This is a genomic window from Thermococcus gorgonarius (assembly GCF_002214385.1).
In the GTDB taxonomy this organism is placed as follows: Archaea; Methanobacteriota_B; Thermococci; order Thermococcales; family Thermococcaceae; genus Thermococcus; species Thermococcus gorgonarius.
In genome coordinates, this window is sequence record NZ_CP014855.1 from 484,729 (window position 1) to 503,983 (window position 19,255).

Here is a 19,255-nt window from a genome sequence, read left to right on the forward strand (position 1 = left end):
AGCATGGAGATAAGGTACAGGCCAGAGGAACTCACGAGGCTCCCGAGGAGCGTTCGTTACGAGAAAGGAAAAGTCATCATGATCGACCAGACTCTCTTGCCAAGGGAGTTCAGAACGATAGAGCTGACGACCGTTGACCAGGTCGCAGAGGCGATAATAACGATGAAAGTCCGCGGTGCGCCCGCCATCGGCGCCTCGGCGGCCTTCGGTTTGGCCCTCTACGCCGATACAACCAAAGCCAAGACCAAGGAAGAGTTCATGGACGGCTTTTATTCGGCCTACGAAAGGCTCAAGAACACGAGGCCGACCGCTGTGAACCTCTTCTGGGCGCTCAACAGGATTAAGAAGCTTGTGGAGGAGAACCTTGAGAGTCCTCTCGACGAGATAAAGAGGCTCATCGTTAATGAAGCGCAAAAGATAGCCGACGAGGACGTTGAGGCCAACCTTAGAATGGGCCACTACGGTGCCGAGGTTCTGCCCGAGGGGAACGTTTTAACGCACTGCAACGCCGGAAGCTTGGCGACCGTTCAACTCGGAACCGTTGGGGCCGTGTTGAGAGTTATGCACCGCGATGGGACGCTTAAGCTCCTCTGGGTGGACGAGACGAGGCCCGTCCTCCAGGGCGCCCGTCTGAGCGCCTGGGAGTACCACTACGACGGCATTCCCCTCAAGCTGATAACCGACAACATGGCCGGCTTTGTCATGCAGCAGGGCAAGGTCGATGCCATAATAGTCGGCGCCGACAGGATTGTAGCAAACGGCGACTTCGCCAACAAGATAGGAACCTACAGTTTGGCAGTCCTCGCGAGGGAGCACGGGATACCTTTCTTCACGGTAGCACCGCTTTCAACGATAGACATGAGCCTCAAGAGCGGAAAGGAGATACCCATAGAGGAGAGGAAACCTGAGGAAGTCCTCACCTGTGGCGGCTGCAAGATTGCTCCCGATGTGGACGTCTACAATCCAGCGTTCGACGTCACGCCGCACAAGTACCTAACCGGAATAATCACGGATCAGGGCGTCGTGTGGCCGCCGTTTGAGAGGAATTTGAAGAGGCTGTTCAAGGAGCAACTTTGAGGTTTTCTTTCTCTGCCGCTTTTTTCAACCTATCATCAAACGTTACAAAGAGGCTCAGGTCGTCTTTATTTTCAATGCAGAGGCGGGCTGAAGAGAATCGAGGGTCTTAAGGTCGTGTTTGAGAACTAGTGTTGTAGCCAAACTTCTTCACAAGTGCGCTTGTGTCAAAGAACGCTACCTCCATTCCTCTTCCCTCTCCTTGACCACATCCTCACTCAGCTCTCCCACGATGTTGGAAAGGGCCTTCCTAACTTCCTCCAGGTTCGGGGCCTTCTTGAAGAACTTTCTCAGGTGGGAGTAGGTTAGCTGGACTTTCTTGGCGGGAGTTCCCATCTTACCACCATCATTTTATCGTTCCTGCGGATTAAATAATTTCCGGAGCCTCTCCGTGAGTTTTCCCCCGACTCCCTCCCCTACCACTTCCTCAACGAAAACGCCCTCTACCTCACCCAGCTCCTCCTCGAGGGCAGGCAAGAAGAGGCCAAGGAGCTCCAGCGGCTCAAGACACGGGCAGTCCACGGAGTACTCGAGTGGCTTTTCCGGCAGTTCTATCCTCAGAGATAGGCCTTTCCCGGTTTTTGAAACCTCAAACGGTACGGAGCACTCCTTCAGGATTATCCTGCCCCTCACTATCATCAGCAGAGTCATAGAGGTGATGGAGAAAAAGGTTTCCAAAACAGAAAGTTTGAAACCGGACGTTAAAGAGGTTTCTCCATAATAACCGCCCTCTCGGAGTAGCCCTTTTCGGCATACCACTTCCTCGCGGGGTTGTTAACGTCAACCCTAAGGGAGATTTTCCTGGCACCCTTCTTCCTTGCCCATTCTTCGGCTTTCTCCAAGAGGGCGCTCCCTATGCCCATCCCCGGAAAGAGGGTCTCGATATCGTATATGTAGGCCGAGGGGACGAAGTCCACCGTATCAATTCTCAGGCAGACCCACACGTGGCCGAGGTAGCGCCCGTAGGGGTCTGCTGCGACGAAGAACTTGTGCTCGCCCGTTGAAAGGAGGCTTTTGATGACCTTCCCGTAGTTCTCCTCGTACTCCTCGTCACTAAGCTGGAAGCGGGAGAAAGAGCGGCTTATCCTCATGTCGTTCTCGAATATCTCGTCGAGATAGTCCTCACCGTCGAGTATGGTGAAGTCCCCGGCGGTCTTTTCAACCGGCGGCAGTGCAGGGGGCCTTTTCTTCTTTGAGAACACCGCTTATCGCCTCCTCGCGGGAAATTCTGACCCAGTGGTCACCCTTCAAATAGGCGTAGCCCTTCGTGTAGGGTTCCAGCAGTCTGTAGAGCTTCTCGCGGATCTCCTCGGGAATCGCATCAAAGCTTGAGTTCCTGCCGTCGAAGTGGAGCATTTCAACGTGCCAGTGGGGCTTCCCGTCGAGTGGGAACTCGGGATTTCTCTGCTTTATGAGGTAGAGTGAGTGCTCAAGCTCCCCCCTGTCCAGCCGGGTTTTTCCTTCGTTTATGCGCCGGGCGAGGCCTTCAACGTGCTCGGGTTTGTATTTTATTAAAGTTGGGTCTATGCCGTTCGCGAGGAGGAACGTTAGAACTCCATTGCACTTGAAGCACTTCCCGCATGGGACGTAGTCGTCTCCCTCCCTGTGGACGGAGTGGCAGCTCCTCTGGAGCCTGAAGAGCTCCGGGTAACGGCTGTGAAGCACGCGCTCCACGATGAGGCCGGTTATAGGTCTGACTGCCGACCACTGCCTTATCCCGAGACCCCTCTCCGCGAACCAGCGCGTCATGTATCTCTCGAAGTCCTGGCTCTGGTCGTAGGTGGCGTAATAGTGGCGGATTCCATTGTACTCGTAAGTTAACCCCCTCGGGTCGTCATATTCGTTGCCGAAGAGCAGGTTCCCGATGCCATACTTGTGCATCAGCGGGAGGAAGGCGAAGGAGTAGCCCGCGAAGAAGAACAGCCGTATGGGATAGACCTCGGCCCTTGGTTTGCCCACGTTCTGGAGGATTTTCATGTTCTTTTCTATGAAGGTGTAGAGCCTGTCGGCGTTGCTCCAGACCCTTTTGGTTCTCGGCTCGTTCCTCTCGAACCAGCGGTAGGCGGGGATTGCCACCTTCCAGTGGCCGCCGGACTCGTTGTAAAAGAAGGGATAGACCTCGCAGCCGAGCTCCTTCATCATGCCGTAGGTGAGGAGGCTCTCCTTGCCACCGCTCAGCATTACGGCGCACTTGGAATAGTCTGGCTCAAAGTCGATGGGTTCCTCCTCAATGCTTTCGGGCAAAAGCTTAGCCATCGGCTCGGCCATCTCCGGCGTTACTTCCTTCGGGATGTACTCCTCTCTCACGAAGCCCGTCCTCTGGACTATCCTGTTGACGAAGATGTCGCGAGCAGTTACCTCCATCATGTCGCGGAAGAACTTGAGGTCTCTCGGGTCGAGTGAGAAGTCAAAGCGTATCTCCGGTGTAAAGAGGCCGTAGTTTATGGCCGGGATCATGCTCATCAGCTTTGCAAAAGCCTCGACCTTTGGGATTTTCTCGTGATAGCGGTGGATTAGAGTGTAATCCAGCTCTTCACCGTCGATGCCGAGGACATATCTCGCTGAGATGCGCCTTGCGGAGACCCTTGGCCTCTCTATGAGGATATAGTCAAAGCACTTCAGCTCCGGCAGGCTCACTCGTCCTCACCTCTCCAGGCCCCTTCGCCTTGCTCGCTATCAGCCTGGCTATATCCTCGACGCCCTGGTAGAACGGGACGCGCGTCATGCTCCCGGTCTCGCTCTCTATCCGCTCTGCCCATTCGAGGGCCTCCTCCTTCGTGAGGTTCTGGGTGTTTATCGTGATAGCTATCGGTGGCTTCCCTGAGAGGAGCTCTATCATCCTTATGTAGTTCTCAAGAGGCGGAATCCTGTACTGGGGGAAGTCGTCGAAGGTCAATCTTCCCGGCGCATGCTGGAGGACGATGAAGTCGGGCCTGGCAGCGCCTATCAGCTCGAAACCGCCCGGAAAGGCCGGGTGAAGGAGCGAGCCCTCGCCGTGGGTAACTATTATGTCTGGCCTCTCCCCTACCCAGGCGCGGTAGAAGACGTCTTCTATTGCGCCAGCAACGAAGTCGTTGATGATGGAGTCCATGACTATGCAGTACTTGAAGCCCTGCATCCAGCCGGTCTGGCCCATAGCTATGAACTCGCTCTTCAGGCCGAGGGCCTTAAACGCCTCGTGGAGCATTATCGCGGTGGTCCTCTTTCCTATGGCCGCATCTGTTCCAAGAACCGCTACTTTGGTGGCCTTGACGTCCTCTATCTTCCCGGTAAAGGGAACGCGGTAGTTGTAGAATATCTTCCTGACGTCGATTATCTCGACTCCCCTCTGCCTCGCGAGGCGCTTCAGGTAGGGGTCGTCGCTGAGGAAGTGGTGAAGACCACTGATAACTCCAAGGCCCGCTTTTATTGCTTTCGCAACTATCCTTCTGTAGCTAGGTGGGAGAACTCCTCCAGGAGTGGCGACGCCAATGATGAGCCACTTTGCATCCGGGTTCTCCTTAAGTGCCTCCTCGATGGTTCCGTATATAGGGATGCCCCTGTTTATACCGTCGAGCACTTCTCCCGCGTCCTTTCCCGCTAGAGTTGAATCTATCAAGCCGACTATCTTATACTTTCCCGAGTACCGCACGAGCCCGTGCGCCGTTTTTCCATCCGTAGTAAGATAGCGCCCCTCCGTAAGCACCAAAGCCTTCTCCACCGTGGGCACCTCCGGTCAACACCAACACGAAGTTTCCTTTCCACATTCCAAACTTCCTAACGAACTTGATCAGACCGGCAACCGTTAAGGCCGAGGCCGGCAAAACCGAAAGGCCCGTCGTAACGCGGAGCAGCTCGGCGCATCTCAGGGCAGTATCGTCGGCGAAGCCGAAGACGTAGCCATTGGACTCTTTTACAGCCCTCATTGCCTCACCGAGATCGAAGGATATCTCCGAGACGAGGGGCTCGTTGACCGGTGTCTCCGCTATATCCCTCCTTGGGTCGCCGTAGAACTCCCAGAGGAGCTGGTTGCCAAAGGCTGTTGTGACGCCCACCATCCTCGGCTTAGCCTTCCCGCGGAAGCCGTGCCAGATTCCCGCCAGAGTGGTACCGTTCCCAACCGGGACGAACATCGCATCCGGCCTTATCTCGCGTAGTATATCCTCCGCTATCGAGGAATATCCAACATAGTCCACTTCCGGATGACTTCCGGGGTTTGCGTCGTAGATGCCGTTTGCAAGGGCAAAGCGCCTGCTCTCAGCTACAACCTCCTCGTACGTCCCCGGCCAGGGGATCACCTCCGCGCCGAGGGCCTTCATCTCGCCGGCCCTTTCTAAGGTGTAGCCGGCCGGCACAAAAACGAAAGCCTTCAGGCCGTAGAGCCGTGCGTAGTAGGCGATGGAAACACCGTAGTTCCCGCAGGTGCCCACGGTGATGGCAGAATAGCCCTCTTCAAGGGCTTTTTCCACGTGGGCTCTGGCAATTCTGTCCTTGTGAGTTCCGGTGGGGTTTCTTCCTTCGTAGTCTATGTAGATTCCCTCAACCCCCAGGGCCTCCTCGAGGAGAGGGGCCCTTACGAGGGGGCCGCCGTCATCATCGGAGTTCTTTTCGGCCTCCATTTCCAGCCACCAGATCCGTTGTTTTCGTCCAAACACGGTTATACGGCATTTTTAATTTATGTCGCCACTGTCATTCCCTTCATTTTTTGAGGGAAGCCAAGTGGAGTTCCTCAGAGGTATATAAATCTTTCTCCCAGTTATGACCGTTATTCTTGCCTAACATTTGTCTCGATCTCTAAAATCGTTAGGAAACCGAGTTATTGCCGCGAATCTGAGCAGAAAAGTTTTTAAACTCATTATACGCTCAATAAACGCCCCTCACGGGGGGAGGTGGTCGATATGTACTACCCACCCAAGAAGAAGGTTCAGCCCAGGAAGGTTGAGGAAGAAGAGGATGAGGAATTCGAGCCCCTCGACGCTGTTGAGGATGCCTATGAGAGCTGGGATGAGGAAGAGGAGTGGGGCGAAGAAGAGGAATGGGATGATGAAGATTGGGGCGAAGAGGAAGAATGGGATGAGGACTGGGATGATGAAGACTGAACATCCTTCCTCTTTCTTTTAAACCTCAAGCTTTTTAAATTCTTCTTTTTCCCAGCCCGGGGTGAAAATCTTGAGGCGCCGCCCGCAAAAGAGAAAACGGACAACCCTTAAAGCCCTGGAAAAGGGGCGGCAGATGAAACACCGGCCAGACCCTGGAAAGTGGTTCTATTCGTTCATCCCCTTTAAAGTCTCAACTGGTGGTGCCGCCCCCCTAATCTCGCTCCTCACGATGAACCTCGGCGGCGGCCCGACGGATGTTGGTGTTGTGAACGCGATAGGCAGCACCGCATCGATGCTGGGCGGTCTCTTCTGGGGCAGGCTGAGCGACAAACTCAACAGGAGGAAGGTTTTTCTCCTGACGGGGTTTTTGGGCACCGCGGTGGCTTCCATCCTTTTCGCCCTCGCGGAGAGTGTCCACCAGGTTATGGCGATAAACGCGCTCTACACATTCTTTATCGCGGCGACAATACCTATTCCGATCCTCATAATAACCAAGGCCTTCCGCCTGGAAGACTGGGACTACGCCATAGGAAGGTTCAACGAGATAGGCGGCTGGGCATGGGTCGGGGGCATGGTCCTCGGCCTGGTAATGGCCCGGTTCCTCAGTTTGAGAGAGATATTCGTGGTTCTGGGCCTCATCGGGTTGTTATCCCTCCCGTGGGGCGCCGGAACAATACGGGAGGTTCCTTTACACATTGACAGGCGGGTTCTTGGGATATACACGGGTTACGTCGTCGAAAAGTTCAGGTATCTGCCGAACATGGTAACACACCTCCCAAGGTTCTCCACGGAGGGCTTTGGAAGGCTCTACATTTCCACAATTCTCTTCTGGATTGGGGCCATGCTGTACTTCACCCAGTTTCCGGTTCTCCTGAAAAGCAGGGGACTGGGCGCGACGGAGCTTTACATCATGAGTATTGCAAACTCCGCCATTGCAGCCTACATGTACACCCGCGTTGGACTGAGACTCAGGAAGACGGGTGGCTACGGGGCGCTTAAGAAGGGCCTGGCTCTGAGGGGAGTTGCGTTCCTCCTGCTGGCGGTCTCGACTTTTTTGAGGGGAAGCGTTTTCTTCGTTCTGGCGTTCATCTCTTACGCTATAGCCGGCTACACCTGGTCTTACATAAGCGTCTCAACGTCCTCGATAATTTCCCGTCGGGCACCGCCGAAAAAGAAGGGCTCCCTAATAGGTGCCTACAACCTCATCAGCTCTCTGGGGGCCATAATCGGTAACCTGATAAGTGGATTTGTGGTCGAAGCGCTGGGCTTTACCGCTGACTTTGCCCTCGCTTCATCACTGATGTTCCTGGCCCTTGTCCCAATCCTCCGCGAACGTTAAAAGCTTCTATGTCCAACCATACCCGGTGGTGCCCATGTTCTGGCTGAAAACCCGGATTATCGAGGGAGAGGGGAGTTTGAAGGCTCTCTCAAAAGAGGTCAGAGGCTACGAGCGCGTTCTCATACTCTCATCAAGCTCGATGAAGAGGCACGGCTTCCTGAGCGAGGCCGAGGACTATGTGAGAGAAGCCGGCGCGGAGGTCTTCTCGATTACGGGCCTTCCGGCCGAGCCGAGTGTCGAGACGGTCGAGGAGCTACTTCCCAAGTTGAGGGAGGAGTTCCAGCCGGACTTACTGGTGGCCCTTGGCGGTGGGAGCGTCATCGACACGGCTAAAGCTTTAAAGGTCTTCTACGATGCCCCTGAACTGAACTTTGAAGAGATTGCTTTCATCGACCGCTTTTCAAAGCCCAAGCCCGTTCCGAAGCTGAAAACACCGCTAATCGCGATACCCTCGACGAGCGGCGCTGGAAGTGAGGTTTCGGCGGCGAGTGTGCTGAAGAAGGGAGATGCCAAATACAATATCGTCAGCCCGGAGATAGCGCCGGAAGTTGCTATCCTCGATCCCAGACTTCCGAGAACGATGCCGAGGGAGGTTGCCAGGAACTCAGGCCTTGACGTTCTCGTCCACGGAATAGAGGCCTACACGACAAAGGCTGCCAATCCTTTCAGCGACGCGATGGCGATAAAGGCTATAAAGACCGTCTACAAGTGGCTGCCTCTCTCGGTCAAAGGCGACGAGGAAGCGAGGGCAAAAGTCCACTACGCGGCCACTATGGCGGGAATAGCGTTCCTGAACGCGCGCCTAGGTTTAGCCCACGCTATGAGCCACAAGGCGGCATGGATAGGACCGCACGGTCTCCTGAACGCAATATTCATACCCTATGTGATGGAGTTCAACGCCGAGAGAAGCGAGTACGCGAGGAAGCGCTACGCCGAAATAGCGAGAGAACTCGGCTTCAAGACGACCAAAGACCTCATTGAGGTTGTCAGGGAGCTCAACGAGATGCTCGGAGTCCCAAGGCTGAGAGACCTTGTGGACGAGGAGACCTTTATGGCGAAGCTCGACGAGATGGCGGAGAAGGCCTACCGCGACGGGTTAATTGCCTTCAACCCCGTGGAGCCTAAGCCGGAGGAGATAAGGGAGCTTTATCTGAAGGCTTTTCATGGGGAGTGAGCTTGTCGGATTCTTTATTTGAGTTTTTGCAGTGAAAAATAAAATTAAACTAGCCTGAAACTGCAAACCTTTCAAGGATTAAGACGTCGAGCCCGGCTTTTCTAAAGGTTCTCAGCGCGTCCTCAGGGGAGCAGACTATGGGTTCGCCGTGCATGTTGAAGCTGGTGTTCAGAACTGCCCCAAGCCCTGTTTTTTTATGGAATTCTTTAATTACCGAATAGTAGGGTTTGTTAACCTCTTCCCTGACTGCCTGAGGCCTCGTCGTTCCATCGACGTGGACTACCGCCGGAGCAAGCTTTCTAAACTCGCCACTCGCGGTGTAGCTCATGGTCATGAACTCGTTGGGCGTTCCGTTTAAGTCTGCGAGGTATTCATCGGCCTTCTCCCAGAGCATTGAGGGTGCGAAGGGCTGGAAGACGTCCCTCTTCAGCGTGACGTTGAGCCTCTCTTTCACGCTATCGTCGCGCGGGTCAGCTAAGATTGAACGGTTGCCCAAGGCCCTTGGCCCGAACTCCATCGCCCCCTGGAAGAGGCCAACCAGCTTTCCCTCAACGAGGACATCGGCGACGAAGGACGGAACGTCAACCTCCTCGTACTCGACACCCTCGCTCCTCAGGAAGTCCTCAACGTAATCCGGCCCGTATTCTGGCCCGAGATAGACGTGCTCAAGCTTGAAGGGCCTCCACTTTCCGTCGAGCCTCTCCATCTGGGCCTTAACGAAAACCGCCGCCCCGAAGGCCAACCCGCCGTCGTCCATCGCCGGAAAGACCCACAGGTTATCATCGCCGAGAACGTGCCTTAGGATTGCGTTTGCCTTGACGTTCTGGGCGACTCCGCCCGCGTAAGCCACGGGAAGGGCGTGGTTTTTCAGCCTGAGGCCCAGCTCTTCAACCAACTTCTCAAGGTGGGCCTGCGCGCTGGAGGCTATCTCTATTGCCTTCCTCTGGAGCTTTCCGTCGAGCTTTCCGCGCTTCATCTGGTTCGCTATCTCCTTTGCGTGCCTCAGCGGGTAGTCAAATAGTTCCGCCAGCCTTTTCGTCGCCTCAACGCCTACAACGCCGAGGTGGTTCTCAAAAGTCAGACCGTTCAGCTCGATTATAGAGCTTAAATCGTAGGTAGGTTTTCCATAGGCGGCTAAGCTCATCACCTTGCCCTCGTGGCGCATGGGCTTGAATCCCAAAAGCTCGGTAACCGAAGCATAGAAGTCGCCGAGGGAGTCAACGTAGGTGCTCTGGGCTATCCTTATCATCTCGCCCTCTCTCGCGATGTAGACGGAGGAGCTCAGGCCGTCGCCGGCGGCGTCTATGCTCACCGCGAGGGCGTTTCTCCAGCCGCTCGTGTAGTATGCCGAAGCGGAGTGAGCTAAGTGGTGCTCAACAAAGAGAACCTTCCTCTTGAAGTCCGGCCCAAAAACAGCCCTAAGGTTGGCCTCAAGCTCCTTTAGGCGGGAAAGCTTTCTGAAAATCCCTGCAACGGCTATAATTTCAACGTCTTCTGGCTTTGCTTTGGCCATCTCAAGAACTTTCCTCACGCTAAGCTCGGGAAAGCCTCTGTATTTCTTTATCCGGTTTAAGCGCTCTTCGTTCACAGCGAAAATCCTCTCGCCGTCTATAAGAACGGCCCCGGCGTCGTGGCCGTCGTGGATTCCGAGTATCATGAGGGCGCCTCCCGGGCTATAGTTTACCCGTAAGTAATTTACTCAGGAGTAAATTGTCCAAAAGGGAAAGAGAAATCAGTAAGTCCTCGCGAACCTTGCTATGAACTTCGCCTCCCTGCCGCAGACCGGGCACTTCTTCCCTTCCGGTGCCTTGGCTGTCTCAAGCGGGTAGGGAATACCGAGCATCTTCGCGTCGAGCTCTTCCTCCATCTTCAGGCCGCACTCCTCCTCGCCGCACCACGGAATCTCAACGATTCCGCGCCTGTCCTCGAAGACGGCTTTTGCTTCCTCAATCGTGTCGACGCGCTTGATGTGGCTTTCGAGGAACTCCTTGGCGCGGTTGTAGAGGTTCTCCATTATCTCGTCGAAGGTTCTCCTGACGGCCTCGACTATCTCCGCCCTCCCAACGACTTCCTTTGTGAGGGTGTCGCGCCTAGCTATGACGGCTTTTCTGCCTTCAACGTCCTTTGGACCGACCTCTATCCTCACTGGAACGCCCTTCAGCTCCCAATCGTAGTACTTCCTGCCGGGCCTTATGTCCCTCTCGTCGACGTGGACGCGGATTCCGGCGTTTCTGAGTTCTTCAGCTATCTCCCTCGCGTAGGCGAAGACGTCAACGCTGGCGTCCTTCTTTGGAATCGGTACTATAACCACCTGTATCGGCGCTATCGTCGGCGGGAGAACCATGCCGTTGTCGTCGCCGTGTATGGCTATAACCGCGGCGAGAAGCCTCTCGCTCATTCCGAAGGTCGTCTGGTGGACGTATTCGTGCTCTCCCGTCTCGGTCTCATACTGTATGTTGTAGGCCTTGGCGAAGTTCTGGCGGTAGTTGTGCATAGTCCCTATCTGGAGCGTTCTGCCGTCGGGCATCATGACCTCAGCACCGAGGGAGTAGTAAGCCCCCGGGAACTTGTCCCACTCGGGCCTCTTCGAGACTATGTAGGGCAGGGCGAGGAACTTGGCAAGCCTCTCGAATATCTCAAGGTCTTCTCTTATCTGCCTCTCAGCGTCCTCATAGCTGTCGTGGGCGGTGTGGGCTTCAAAGAAGCGGCTTATCTCCCTGACGCGGATGAGCGGCCTGGTGTGCTTGGTTTCGTACCTGTAAACGTTAACTATCTGGTAGATTTTGAAGGGCAGGTCGGCGTGCGACCTTATCCAGAGCGAGAACATGGAGTACATCGCCGTCTCGCTCGTTGGCCTGAGGATGAGCCTGACGTCAAGCGGGTCCAGACCCGCGTGTGTAACCCAGTAAACCTCGTCCTCGAAGCCCTTTATGTGTTCTGCCTCCTTCTGAAACTCGGTCTCAGGGATTAAAGCCGGGAAGAGCACCTCTTCGTGGCCTGTTCTGGCCATCTCCTCGTGGATGAACCTCTCTATGTTGCGCATGATTTTAAGGCCGTAGGGAAGCCATATGTTCATTCCCTTGACCGGGTAGCGCTTGTCCTGGATTCCAGCGGTTTCGATAAGCTCGTTATACCATTCGCTGAAATTCTCGCTCCACTTTTCCCTCTTAACTTTGCCCGTCATCTGCACCACCTAGCCGTTGGACGTAAAAGCCGTTTATTAAGTTTTTTCCAAATCTAAAGTAAGGATGTGAAGGAAAAGCTCAGAACTTCAGAACCCTTGCCAGAACTATCAGCGGGTCCCAAACCGGCGCGAAGGGGGGCGCATAAGCCAAGTCGGTAAAGAAGGCATCCTTCGTTGTGAAGCCAGCGGTGAGCATCGCCGCGGCCGTGTCTATCCTTGGTAGTATCTCAGCACCGACAGCCTGGACGCCGAGGAGCCTGTTGGTCTCGTTGTCAACAACTCCCTTTAGCCAGATTTCTCTGGCCCCCGGGTAGTAGTGGGGCTTCGTATTGGCTTTTATGAAAGCAGTCCTGACGTCGTAGCCTTCCTTTATTGCTTCGGCCTCAGTGAGGCCCGTCTTGCCTATCTCAAGGTCGAGGAACTTGGTTATGCTCGTTCCAAGCACTCCGGGGAAGTGTATCTCCTTCCCGGCTATGTTGCTTCCGGCCACGTAACCCATCTTGTTCCCGGGCGGTGCGAGGGGTATCCACACGCGCCTACCGGTTATTAGGTGCTTCGTCTCTGCCACATCACCAGCCGCATAAACGTTCTCAACGCTCGTCTGCATCTTCTCGTTCGTCCATATCGCGCCGGTCTCGCCTATCCTGACGCCCAGTTCTCTGGCCAGCTCGGTGTTCGGCTTTATCCCTGTGGCAACTATGACGAGGTCCGCTTTATACTCCCCGGCGTCGGTGATGACCTTCTCGACCCTTCCGTCGCCCTCAAAGCGCATGGTGAGCTCCTCTAGGCGGAGGTTGAGGTTGGCCTTAAGCTTCTCCTCGACTATGTCCGTAATCTCCTTGTCGAAGGTCTTCCTGAGGATCCTCTCGCTCCTGCCGATGAGGGTCACGTTCTTGCCCCTAGCGACGAAAGCCTCGGCCATCTCAAGGGCGATGTAGCCGGTTCCGATGACGACCACGTCCCTGACGTCGTACTTTTCCATATACTCGGTTATTGCGACCGCATCGGGGGGCAGGTCGGCGGTGAAAACACCCGGAAGGTCTATGCCCTCTATCGCCGGAACTTGGGGAGAGGCACCGTTGGCAAAGACGAGGTAATCCCACTCGTAGGTGTGCTCCCCGTCGGGCTCCCTCACGCGGACATTCCCCTGCTCGACCTCAATGACTTCTGCTTTCATGTGAAGGTCAATACCGCGCTTCTTGATGAAGACCTCTGGAGGGTAATGCATCAGCTTTTCCTTTGGTGAAATTCCCTCAACGACGTAGGGAATGCCGCAGGGGGCGTGGCTTACCCACTCAGTGGCTTCAAACACTTTGACGTCCCACTCGGGCCTGAGTCTTTTAACACGGGATGCCGCGCTCATTCCAGCTGCTCCACCGCCTATGATAACCACCGTTTTCTTCATCCCGTACCACCACAAAAGGTTCAAAACCCGGGGTTAAAAATTTGCCTCAGGTCTTTCTCAGGATCACCTCGTAGGTTTTGTCGCCCTTCATGATGCTGAGAACAAGGCTCTTGTCATAGTCCACGAACTTGGCTCCTGTTAGGGAGTAGCCTTCCTTTTTGAGGAACTCCTTGAACTTCAGTCCAAGGTCTCCAAAGAGTTCGGCCGCTAGAGTTGCGAGGCTGGGTTCTTCAATCTTCAACTCCGTATGGTACTTGCGGGCAAGCTCAAAGACGTCTGGCTCATCCACCATTGCAACCACCATTGTAAATTTATCCACAAACCTTTTTATTCCCTTCCCACATACCACAACCTCGGCTGGTGAGGTGGTGAAAATGAAGTTCTGTCCGAAGTGTGGGAACCTCATGCTCCCCGACAGAAAGAAAAAAGTGTGGGTTTGTCGCGTTTGCGGTTATGAGGAATCCTTTGACGAAGAAAAGGACAGGGAGAAGACAAAGATTACCCAGAAGGTCGAGCACAAACCCGACGAGGAAATCGTTGTCATCGAGCAGGACGTCAAGACCTTGCCGACCACCAAGGTTACCTGCCCCAAGTGCGGTAACGATACTGCCTACTGGTGGGAGCTTCAGACGAGGGCTGGAGATGAGCCGAGTACGATATTCTACAAGTGTACCAAATGCGGCCACGTATGGAGGTCCTACGAGTGAAGGACATTGAAAGGGAAGTCCTTCTAAGGCTTGCAAAAAAGGCGTTGAAAGAACTGGATGAGGCCTACCTTAGAGTACCCGATTTGGATAACGGAAAAGCTTATTTATTCAGGGGGAAAGAGAGAGTTAGGCTGATGCTCAAAATCCTGGAGTCTACGAACAGGGGGGATGAAGATGCCGTTTGAGATAGTTTTTGATGGTGCTAAGGAGTTTGCAGACCTTATAGCCACTGCCAGCAACCTAATTGACGAGGCAGCTTTTAAGGTAACTGAGGAAGGAATAAGCATGCGTGCCATGGATCCCAGCAGAGTGGTTCTAATAGACCTTAATCTGCCGGAGAGCATTTTCTCCAAGTATGAGGTCGAGGAGCCTGAAACCATAGGCGTAAACATGGACCACTTCAAGAAGATCCTCAAAAGAGGAAAGAGCAAGGACACCCTCATACTCAGGAAGGGGGATGAAAACTTCCTTGAGATAACCTTTGAAGGAACTGCAAAAAGAACCTTCCGCCTTCCCCTCATAGACGTTGAAGAACTCGAGCTTGACCTTCCGGAGCTTCCATTCACTGCCAAGGTTGTTCTCCTTGGCGAAGTCTTAAAAGAAGCCATAAAAGACGCTTCACTCGTTAGTGATGCCCTCAAATTCATAGCGACTGAAAACGAATTCACGATGAAGGCTGAGGGAGAGACCAACGAGGTTGAGATAAGGCTCACCCTTGAGGATGAAGGCTTGCTTGACCTGGAAGTCCAGGAAGAAACCAAGAGCGCCTATGGAATAAGTTATCTGGCCGATATGGTCAAGGGCATCGGAAAGGCCGATGAGGTCACACTGAGGTTCGGCAATGAGATGCCCCTCCAGATGGACTACTACATCAGGGACGAAGGAAAGCTTACATTCCTCCTCGCTCCGCGCGTAGAGGAGTGACTTCCAAATTCTAACTTTTTTGGTGGTTGGCGATGGACATCATTAAGCTCAGAGAGATGCTGGAGGAGGAGCTCTCGAAGCCAGAACTAGTCAGGATCGATGAATCTTTTTACGTTGATTTCGACAGCCTGATAAAGGCCCTTCACCTAGGGGCCGAGAGCTCCCGGGAGAGGGGAGAAAACTTAGAAGAGGCCATATACCTTGAGCAGCTCAAGATAGCCGAGGGGCTGATGAGGGAAATAATACGGTTGAGACTTCACAAGCTCGTTGATGCGGTCTTTTCTGGAAGTTTTAGCCCCGGTGAGCTGGTTGAGGAGGAAAGGAAACTATTCCTGATTCTGAAGGCTTTTGTGGAAAGGAAGGACTTTGGAAAAGGTGTCCAGCCCCAGAAACAGGTGGAAGAAACGGAGAAAAAAGCTGATCTGGGCTCGGAAATAGTCAGTAAGGAAAGCTCTCAGAAAACAAGAATTCGTACTGCTTACATAGTCTCTGCTGATTTACCGTCAATTCTGGACGAAAATCTCAGAGAACACGGGCCAGTAACCGCTGGGGACCTCGTGGTGCTTCCCGAGAGCATTGGCGAGGTTCTCGTTAAAAGAGGCGTCGCTAGAAGAGTCAGCATTCTTTGAAACATAAAAACCTGAGAAAAGAAAGAAAGGTTCAGCCGAACCTCTCCAGGAACATCTGAAGTATCTTGTTGGCCTTCTTCTCAAAGATGTAGGCCAGCTTCATGTAGTACGCTGCCCTGTTGTGGTACCTGCTCGCGAGGTTGAGGATCATGGTTCTGATGGGCTCGGGAATTGCTGACTGGACAAGTGCGGTGAGGTTCTCGTAAAGCTGGGTCTCCTCGTTGTATAGGTTCTCCCAGTACTGGTACTTAGACATCACGTCTATCTGGCTAAGGGTGAACGTCTTCTCGACGTCCTGGTAGTTCGGGTTTATGACCCCGATCCTGAGGGTGTCATGAGGTCCGCGCGGTGTGTAGTAGAACTCCAGTATTCCGTCGTTGGTGTAATAGATCTGGTCGTTGACTATGACCTTGCTCTCTCCGATTACCGGTGTCATGTTCTGGGCATCGAGGAGGAGCACCTTGATCTTGGTTGGCTCACCGGTAACTACCTGTCCTTCTGCGTAGGCCATCACGACCATCTTTGGCAGTCCTGCCTGGACTACAACCGGGGCGTAGTCGAGTACTTCGCCGGTTGAGCTGTCCTTGACGCCGATGACACCGAGGTATGTTCCGCTCTCGTTGACATTGATCTTAACTGATGCATACGTGATACTGTTGTTGACCACTGGGGCAGTGCTCGGGCTTACCTTGATGTTGCCGTTGTCTCCGAGGATCTGGTAGTAGAAGATGTAGTGGATCGGGTCGTAGCCAACGGTATCGTAGCCGTAAACTGCTATGAGGTAGTATCCTGGCTCTGGCATGAACTTCTCGAAGACCTCGTCGCTGGTCGGGCCGATCTGGTCGGTGTAGACTGTATAGTTGGTGAAGTTCATGAGGTCTTCATAGGTCGGGAAGTAGTACACGTAGAGGTCGAGGTCGGCGTTCGGGTCTTCTGGCTGGGTTATGCCGACGCGGAAGTAGTAGTCGCTTTCTGTAATGGGTATGGCACCTATGACATCGAAGTCGTCCTGGCTGACGTTCCTTATCATGCCATAGACCTGGTCGAGTCTGCCCATACCGAGTCCGTAGAGTTCTGCCTGGAAGGTTCCGTAGTTGGTGTTCTTAACCGTGATTGCAGAGTGAATAATTCCCGGAGAGTCCATGTCGGTTATTATCTTCTCGGGCTGTATGGTCACTCCAACGGTCTCGACGCTTATGGTGTAGTGGGACTCGTTGTAGCCAGTTCTGGGCTTTGTGAAGGTGCAGGTGTAGGCGGTTATCTCCCAGGTGCCGGGTTCTGGGTTCTTGATAACCCAGGTGTACTCCGGCAGGCCAGGACCAACGAAGTAGTAACCTGGGACGTATTCTGCTACAACTGCACCTTCGGGTCTCGCTATCATGAGGGTTGTCCTGCCCATGGGAGTTCCGTTCTCGTCGAGCGGTACCCTGAGGGTAACGCGGAGCTCCTTGGTTCCAGGAGCGACCTGGTAGAAGTAGTGCTTAGCAACACCTGGCAGAGCGGTGTCACTGAGTGAAGCCTTGTTCTGTCCGTTCATGTTCATTGGCAGGTCGACTATGACCGGGATGAATCCGTCGATGTAGCTGGTCTCGGGGTCATCGATGTACACGAAGCCAACGTAGATGTGGCCGGGCTGGAGCTTGGAGTAGTCTATCTGAATTGAGAAGCTTCCGAAGGTTTCTCCTCCGGCTATTACAGTGTCAACGTTGGGAATGATCCAATCGTCGCTTGTGCTTATGTGGTAGGCTTTTTCGACCGCAACTGGTGATAATCCAAGGCCGTTCTCGTATTCCATCGGGTAGAAGTAGAGCGGAACTCCTGCCGGGAATTCGTTCCTGATGTAGACACCGCGGTAGAGGTAAGGCATGTCGTAGAGACCGTAGAAGTAGCTGTTGTACTCGATGTAGTCCGGGCTTATGGGTATCTCCTTCTCCTCGAGGTCGTTCCTGAAGCCTGTGAAGGTGGTTCCGCCGTAAATGTAGGTGGTCTTCTCCGCGCTGAGGTTCTGGAGGACGGCTATTGCACTGTCAACATGTATCAGTCCGAAGCCCTGGTCGACTGGAGTGGCCTCCTGGACTGGAACTGCACTCATCTCAAGGGCGCGCTTTATCATTATCGGGTTGTAGGTCAGGTTGTGCTGCTTGGCGTAGCTTATGAGGAGCGCCACAGCACCGCTGACGTGGGGAGTTGCCATTGAGGTTCCGTCCCATATTCCATAATATTCGTACGGATCCTGGTCAAGTACGGTGTACCAGAGCGGGAGACTTGAGAATATCCTTTCACCCGGTGCTATGACGTCCGGGTCGAGAAGGCCGTCCATCCTCGGTCCCCTGCTAGAGAAGCTTGCCACAGTGTCGGCAACGCCGTCAGCACCGTAGAAGATGCTCCAGCGCTGGCTTGAGCGGAACGCACCGACTGTTATGACGAGGTCGCTGTCACCGGGGCATGGACCGTGTTAGTGGTTGGCCCCTCGTTTCCAGCGGCGATGGCGAAGGTGACGCCGAACAGGTCTGTTATCAGGTTGGCGTAGAATATTTCTGGGTTCTCCAGACCGTCGTTTATCTCCCCGCCTCCACCGAGGGACATGCTTATGACGTCGGCACCGTTTAGGGCGGCGTAGAACATTCCATTAATTATCCAGCTCGTCCTTCCAAAGCCCTGTTCACCTGGGAGAACCTTGACCTCTATGAGCTGGGCGTTTGGTGCCATTCCGTAGGTTCCGTTGAAGACCGGGTCAGTTGGAAGGCCCACCCCGGCCACTGTACCGCTGACGTGGGTTCCGTGGCCGTGGGCGTCCCACCTGAACATTGCGTAGCTGATTCCCTCTCCGCAGGGTATCGTAAAGAGCGGGTTCTCATCGTTGCTCATGTCGCCTATGTGAACCCTGGCCAGGGCTATGTTCACCTTGGTGGAGTTCACGGTAACGTAGTCCCCGGTGATGTCGTAGAGGGTCATCGGCTGGTCGTCGGTGAAGTCGTTGTTGAGGTTGAGGTCTATGTAAGCAACGAAGTTGCCGCTCTGGTTGACAACGAGAACCGGGTAAACGTCGCTGAGGTCGCCGAAGAGCCCGAGCTCATAGGGATCGTTGGGTGTGCCGTTGAAGTTGTTGAGGTCAAAGTACCTCTCCGGGAGGAGGCCGAGGTAGTACTCGCTTCCGGTTATGTTGCCAACATAGTATGCAGTCATGTTATACTCCGTCACGCTTGGGTGGCCATAGTACATAGCATAAGCGCCCCAGTAAATCGGAACTGTCATGTTGACAACGATGGTGCCGTTTACAGTCTGGGTGGCGACGTAGTAGAGCTGGGCTATTCCCTCGTCGCTGGCGTCGTAGATGTCGATTATCTTCCTCCTGCCGTCGAAGGTAATCTGGAGGAACGGGTGGCCGACGTCAACGCCGGTGTCGAGGACGGCAACTGTAACGTTGTCACCAAAGACCCCGTAGTTCATCCATGCGTCGTAGGCGCGGGTGGTGAAGATGCTGAGGAACATGTCTGGCATCTGCGGGGCTTCCTTCGGTGGTAGAGCCTCGGGCTCCTTGACAGGCTCCGAAAGCTTGACCATCTCGTCCTTCCAGATTCCGATTATTCCGTTGATCTCCTTGAGCTTTGCCAGCTTCTCCCTGGGTATCGTGGCAACTATGAACTGGTACTCGGGCTTGCTTATAGGATCAATCTTGCCAATCTTGGCTATCTCGTTGTAAACTTCCATGGCCTTGTCCCTTGAGGGGGCAATGATCAG

The 19,255-nt window shown here is 54.2% G+C and carries 18 protein-coding genes and 1 pseudogene; 8 read left to right on the forward strand and 11 right to left on the reverse strand.

The annotated features are described in order from the left end of the window. Nucleotides 1–3 precede the first annotated feature (3 nt). Nucleotides 4–1,077, forward strand: a complete 1,074-nt coding sequence (gene mtnA, locus A3K92_RS02760; protein ID WP_088884815.1) for an S-methyl-5-thioribose-1-phosphate isomerase — start codon at nt 4–6, stop codon at nt 1,075–1,077. A gap of 174 nt (nt 1,078–1,251) precedes the next feature. Here mtnA and A3K92_RS09385 read toward each other — a convergent pair whose 3' ends face one another. From A3K92_RS09385 to A3K92_RS02785, 6 genes are all read right to left on the reverse strand, one after another. Then, nucleotides 1,252–1,410, reverse strand: coding sequence for a hypothetical protein (locus A3K92_RS09385; RefSeq protein WP_157722417.1), 159 nt, complete (start codon nt 1,408–1,410; stop codon nt 1,252–1,254). Between the two features lie 15 nt (nt 1,411–1,425). Continuing rightward, nucleotides 1,426–1,713, reverse strand: coding sequence for a hypothetical protein (locus A3K92_RS02765; protein ID WP_198361951.1), 288 nt, complete (start codon nt 1,711–1,713; stop codon nt 1,426–1,428). Nucleotides 1,714–1,775: 62 nt separating this feature from the next. Then, nucleotides 1,776–2,276, reverse strand: a complete 501-nt coding sequence (locus tag A3K92_RS02770; RefSeq protein ID WP_198361952.1) for a GNAT family N-acetyltransferase — start codon at nt 2,274–2,276, stop codon at nt 1,776–1,778. Further along, nucleotides 2,233–3,711, reverse strand: coding sequence for a hypothetical protein (locus A3K92_RS02775; protein WP_088884816.1), 1,479 nt, complete (start codon nt 3,709–3,711; stop codon nt 2,233–2,235). The genes A3K92_RS02770 and A3K92_RS02775 overlap by 44 nt, the downstream gene beginning before the upstream one ends. Next, a complete protein-coding gene (locus A3K92_RS02780; protein ID WP_088884817.1) occupies nt 3,683–4,774 on the reverse strand; it encodes a DUF1611 domain-containing protein in 1,092 nt (363 codons plus the stop codon). Before A3K92_RS02780 ends, A3K92_RS02775 begins: the two co-directional genes overlap by 29 nt. Then, the gene (locus tag A3K92_RS02785; RefSeq protein ID WP_088884818.1) at nt 4,683–5,672 is read right to left on the reverse strand and encodes a pyridoxal-phosphate dependent enzyme; all 990 of its coding nucleotides are present in this window, start codon (nt 5,670–5,672) and stop codon (nt 4,683–4,685) included. The genes A3K92_RS02780 and A3K92_RS02785 overlap by 92 nt, the downstream gene beginning before the upstream one ends. 279 nt (nt 5,673–5,951) lie before the next feature. On the opposite strand from A3K92_RS02785, the gene A3K92_RS02790 reads away from it, so the two are divergent. The 3 genes from A3K92_RS02790 (at nt 5,952) to A3K92_RS02800 (ending at nt 8,665) form a co-directional block, all read left to right on the forward strand. Next, complete coding sequence (locus A3K92_RS02790; protein ID WP_088884819.1) at nt 5,952–6,152, forward strand: hypothetical protein; 201 nt, start codon at nt 5,952–5,954, stop codon at nt 6,150–6,152. A gap of 133 nt (nt 6,153–6,285) precedes the next feature. Continuing rightward, nucleotides 6,286–7,491: an MFS transporter gene (locus A3K92_RS02795; RefSeq protein WP_232460902.1), complete on the forward strand. Its 1,206-nt coding sequence runs from the start codon at nt 6,286–6,288 to the stop codon at nt 7,489–7,491. 34 nt (nt 7,492–7,525) lie between these two features. Next, nucleotides 7,526–8,665 (forward strand): iron-containing alcohol dehydrogenase, encoded by a 1,140-nt coding sequence (locus A3K92_RS02800; RefSeq protein ID WP_088884821.1) that lies wholly within the window; start codon nt 7,526–7,528, stop codon nt 8,663–8,665. A 49-nt stretch (nt 8,666–8,714) separates the two neighbouring features. Here A3K92_RS02800 and A3K92_RS02805 read toward each other — a convergent pair whose 3' ends face one another. The 4 genes from A3K92_RS02805 to A3K92_RS02820 all read right to left on the reverse strand — a co-directional run bounded on the left by A3K92_RS02805 (nt 8,715) and on the right by A3K92_RS02820 (nt 13,558). Next, entirely contained in the window at nt 8,715–10,322 is a 1,608-nt protein-coding gene (locus tag A3K92_RS02805) for a carbamoyltransferase family protein (RefSeq protein WP_088884822.1), read from the reverse strand. Between the two features lie 75 nt (nt 10,323–10,397). Next, complete coding sequence (proS, locus tag A3K92_RS02810; RefSeq protein ID WP_088884823.1) at nt 10,398–11,849, reverse strand: proline--tRNA ligase; 1,452 nt, start codon at nt 11,847–11,849, stop codon at nt 10,398–10,400. A gap of 79 nt (nt 11,850–11,928) precedes the next feature. Further along, nucleotides 11,929–13,254, reverse strand: a complete 1,326-nt coding sequence (gene cdr, locus A3K92_RS02815) for a CoA-disulfide reductase (protein WP_088884824.1) — start codon at nt 13,252–13,254, stop codon at nt 11,929–11,931. 46 nt (nt 13,255–13,300) lie between these two features. Next, nucleotides 13,301–13,558: a hypothetical protein gene (locus A3K92_RS02820; protein WP_088886018.1), complete on the reverse strand. Its 258-nt coding sequence runs from the start codon at nt 13,556–13,558 to the stop codon at nt 13,301–13,303. A gap of 70 nt (nt 13,559–13,628) precedes the next feature. Between A3K92_RS02820 and A3K92_RS02825 the strand changes: the two genes are divergently transcribed. The 4 genes from A3K92_RS02825 to A3K92_RS02840 are packed head-to-tail and all read left to right on the forward strand — an operon-like array spanning nt 13,629 to nt 15,514. Further along, nucleotides 13,629–13,961: a transcription factor S gene (locus A3K92_RS02825; RefSeq protein WP_088884825.1), complete on the forward strand. Its 333-nt coding sequence runs from the start codon at nt 13,629–13,631 to the stop codon at nt 13,959–13,961. Then, entirely contained in the window at nt 13,943–14,146 is a 204-nt protein-coding gene (locus A3K92_RS02830; protein WP_088886019.1) for a hypothetical protein, read from the forward strand. Before A3K92_RS02825 ends, A3K92_RS02830 begins: the two co-directional genes overlap by 19 nt. Beyond that, a complete protein-coding gene (locus tag A3K92_RS02835) occupies nt 14,136–14,885 on the forward strand; it encodes a DNA polymerase sliding clamp (protein WP_088884826.1) in 750 nt (249 codons plus the stop codon). The genes A3K92_RS02830 and A3K92_RS02835 overlap by 11 nt, the downstream gene beginning before the upstream one ends. Nucleotides 14,886–14,917: 32 nt before the next feature. Continuing rightward, nucleotides 14,918–15,514: a DNA replication complex subunit Gins51 gene (locus A3K92_RS02840; protein WP_088884827.1), complete on the forward strand. Its 597-nt coding sequence runs from the start codon at nt 14,918–14,920 to the stop codon at nt 15,512–15,514. Nucleotides 15,515–15,545: 31 nt separating this feature from the next. On the opposite strand, the pseudogene A3K92_RS09730 reads toward A3K92_RS02840, so the two are convergent. Next, nucleotides 15,546–19,225 (reverse strand): annotated as a pseudogene (locus A3K92_RS09730) (S8 family serine peptidase). Between the last annotated feature and the right edge of the window lie 30 nt (nt 19,226–19,255).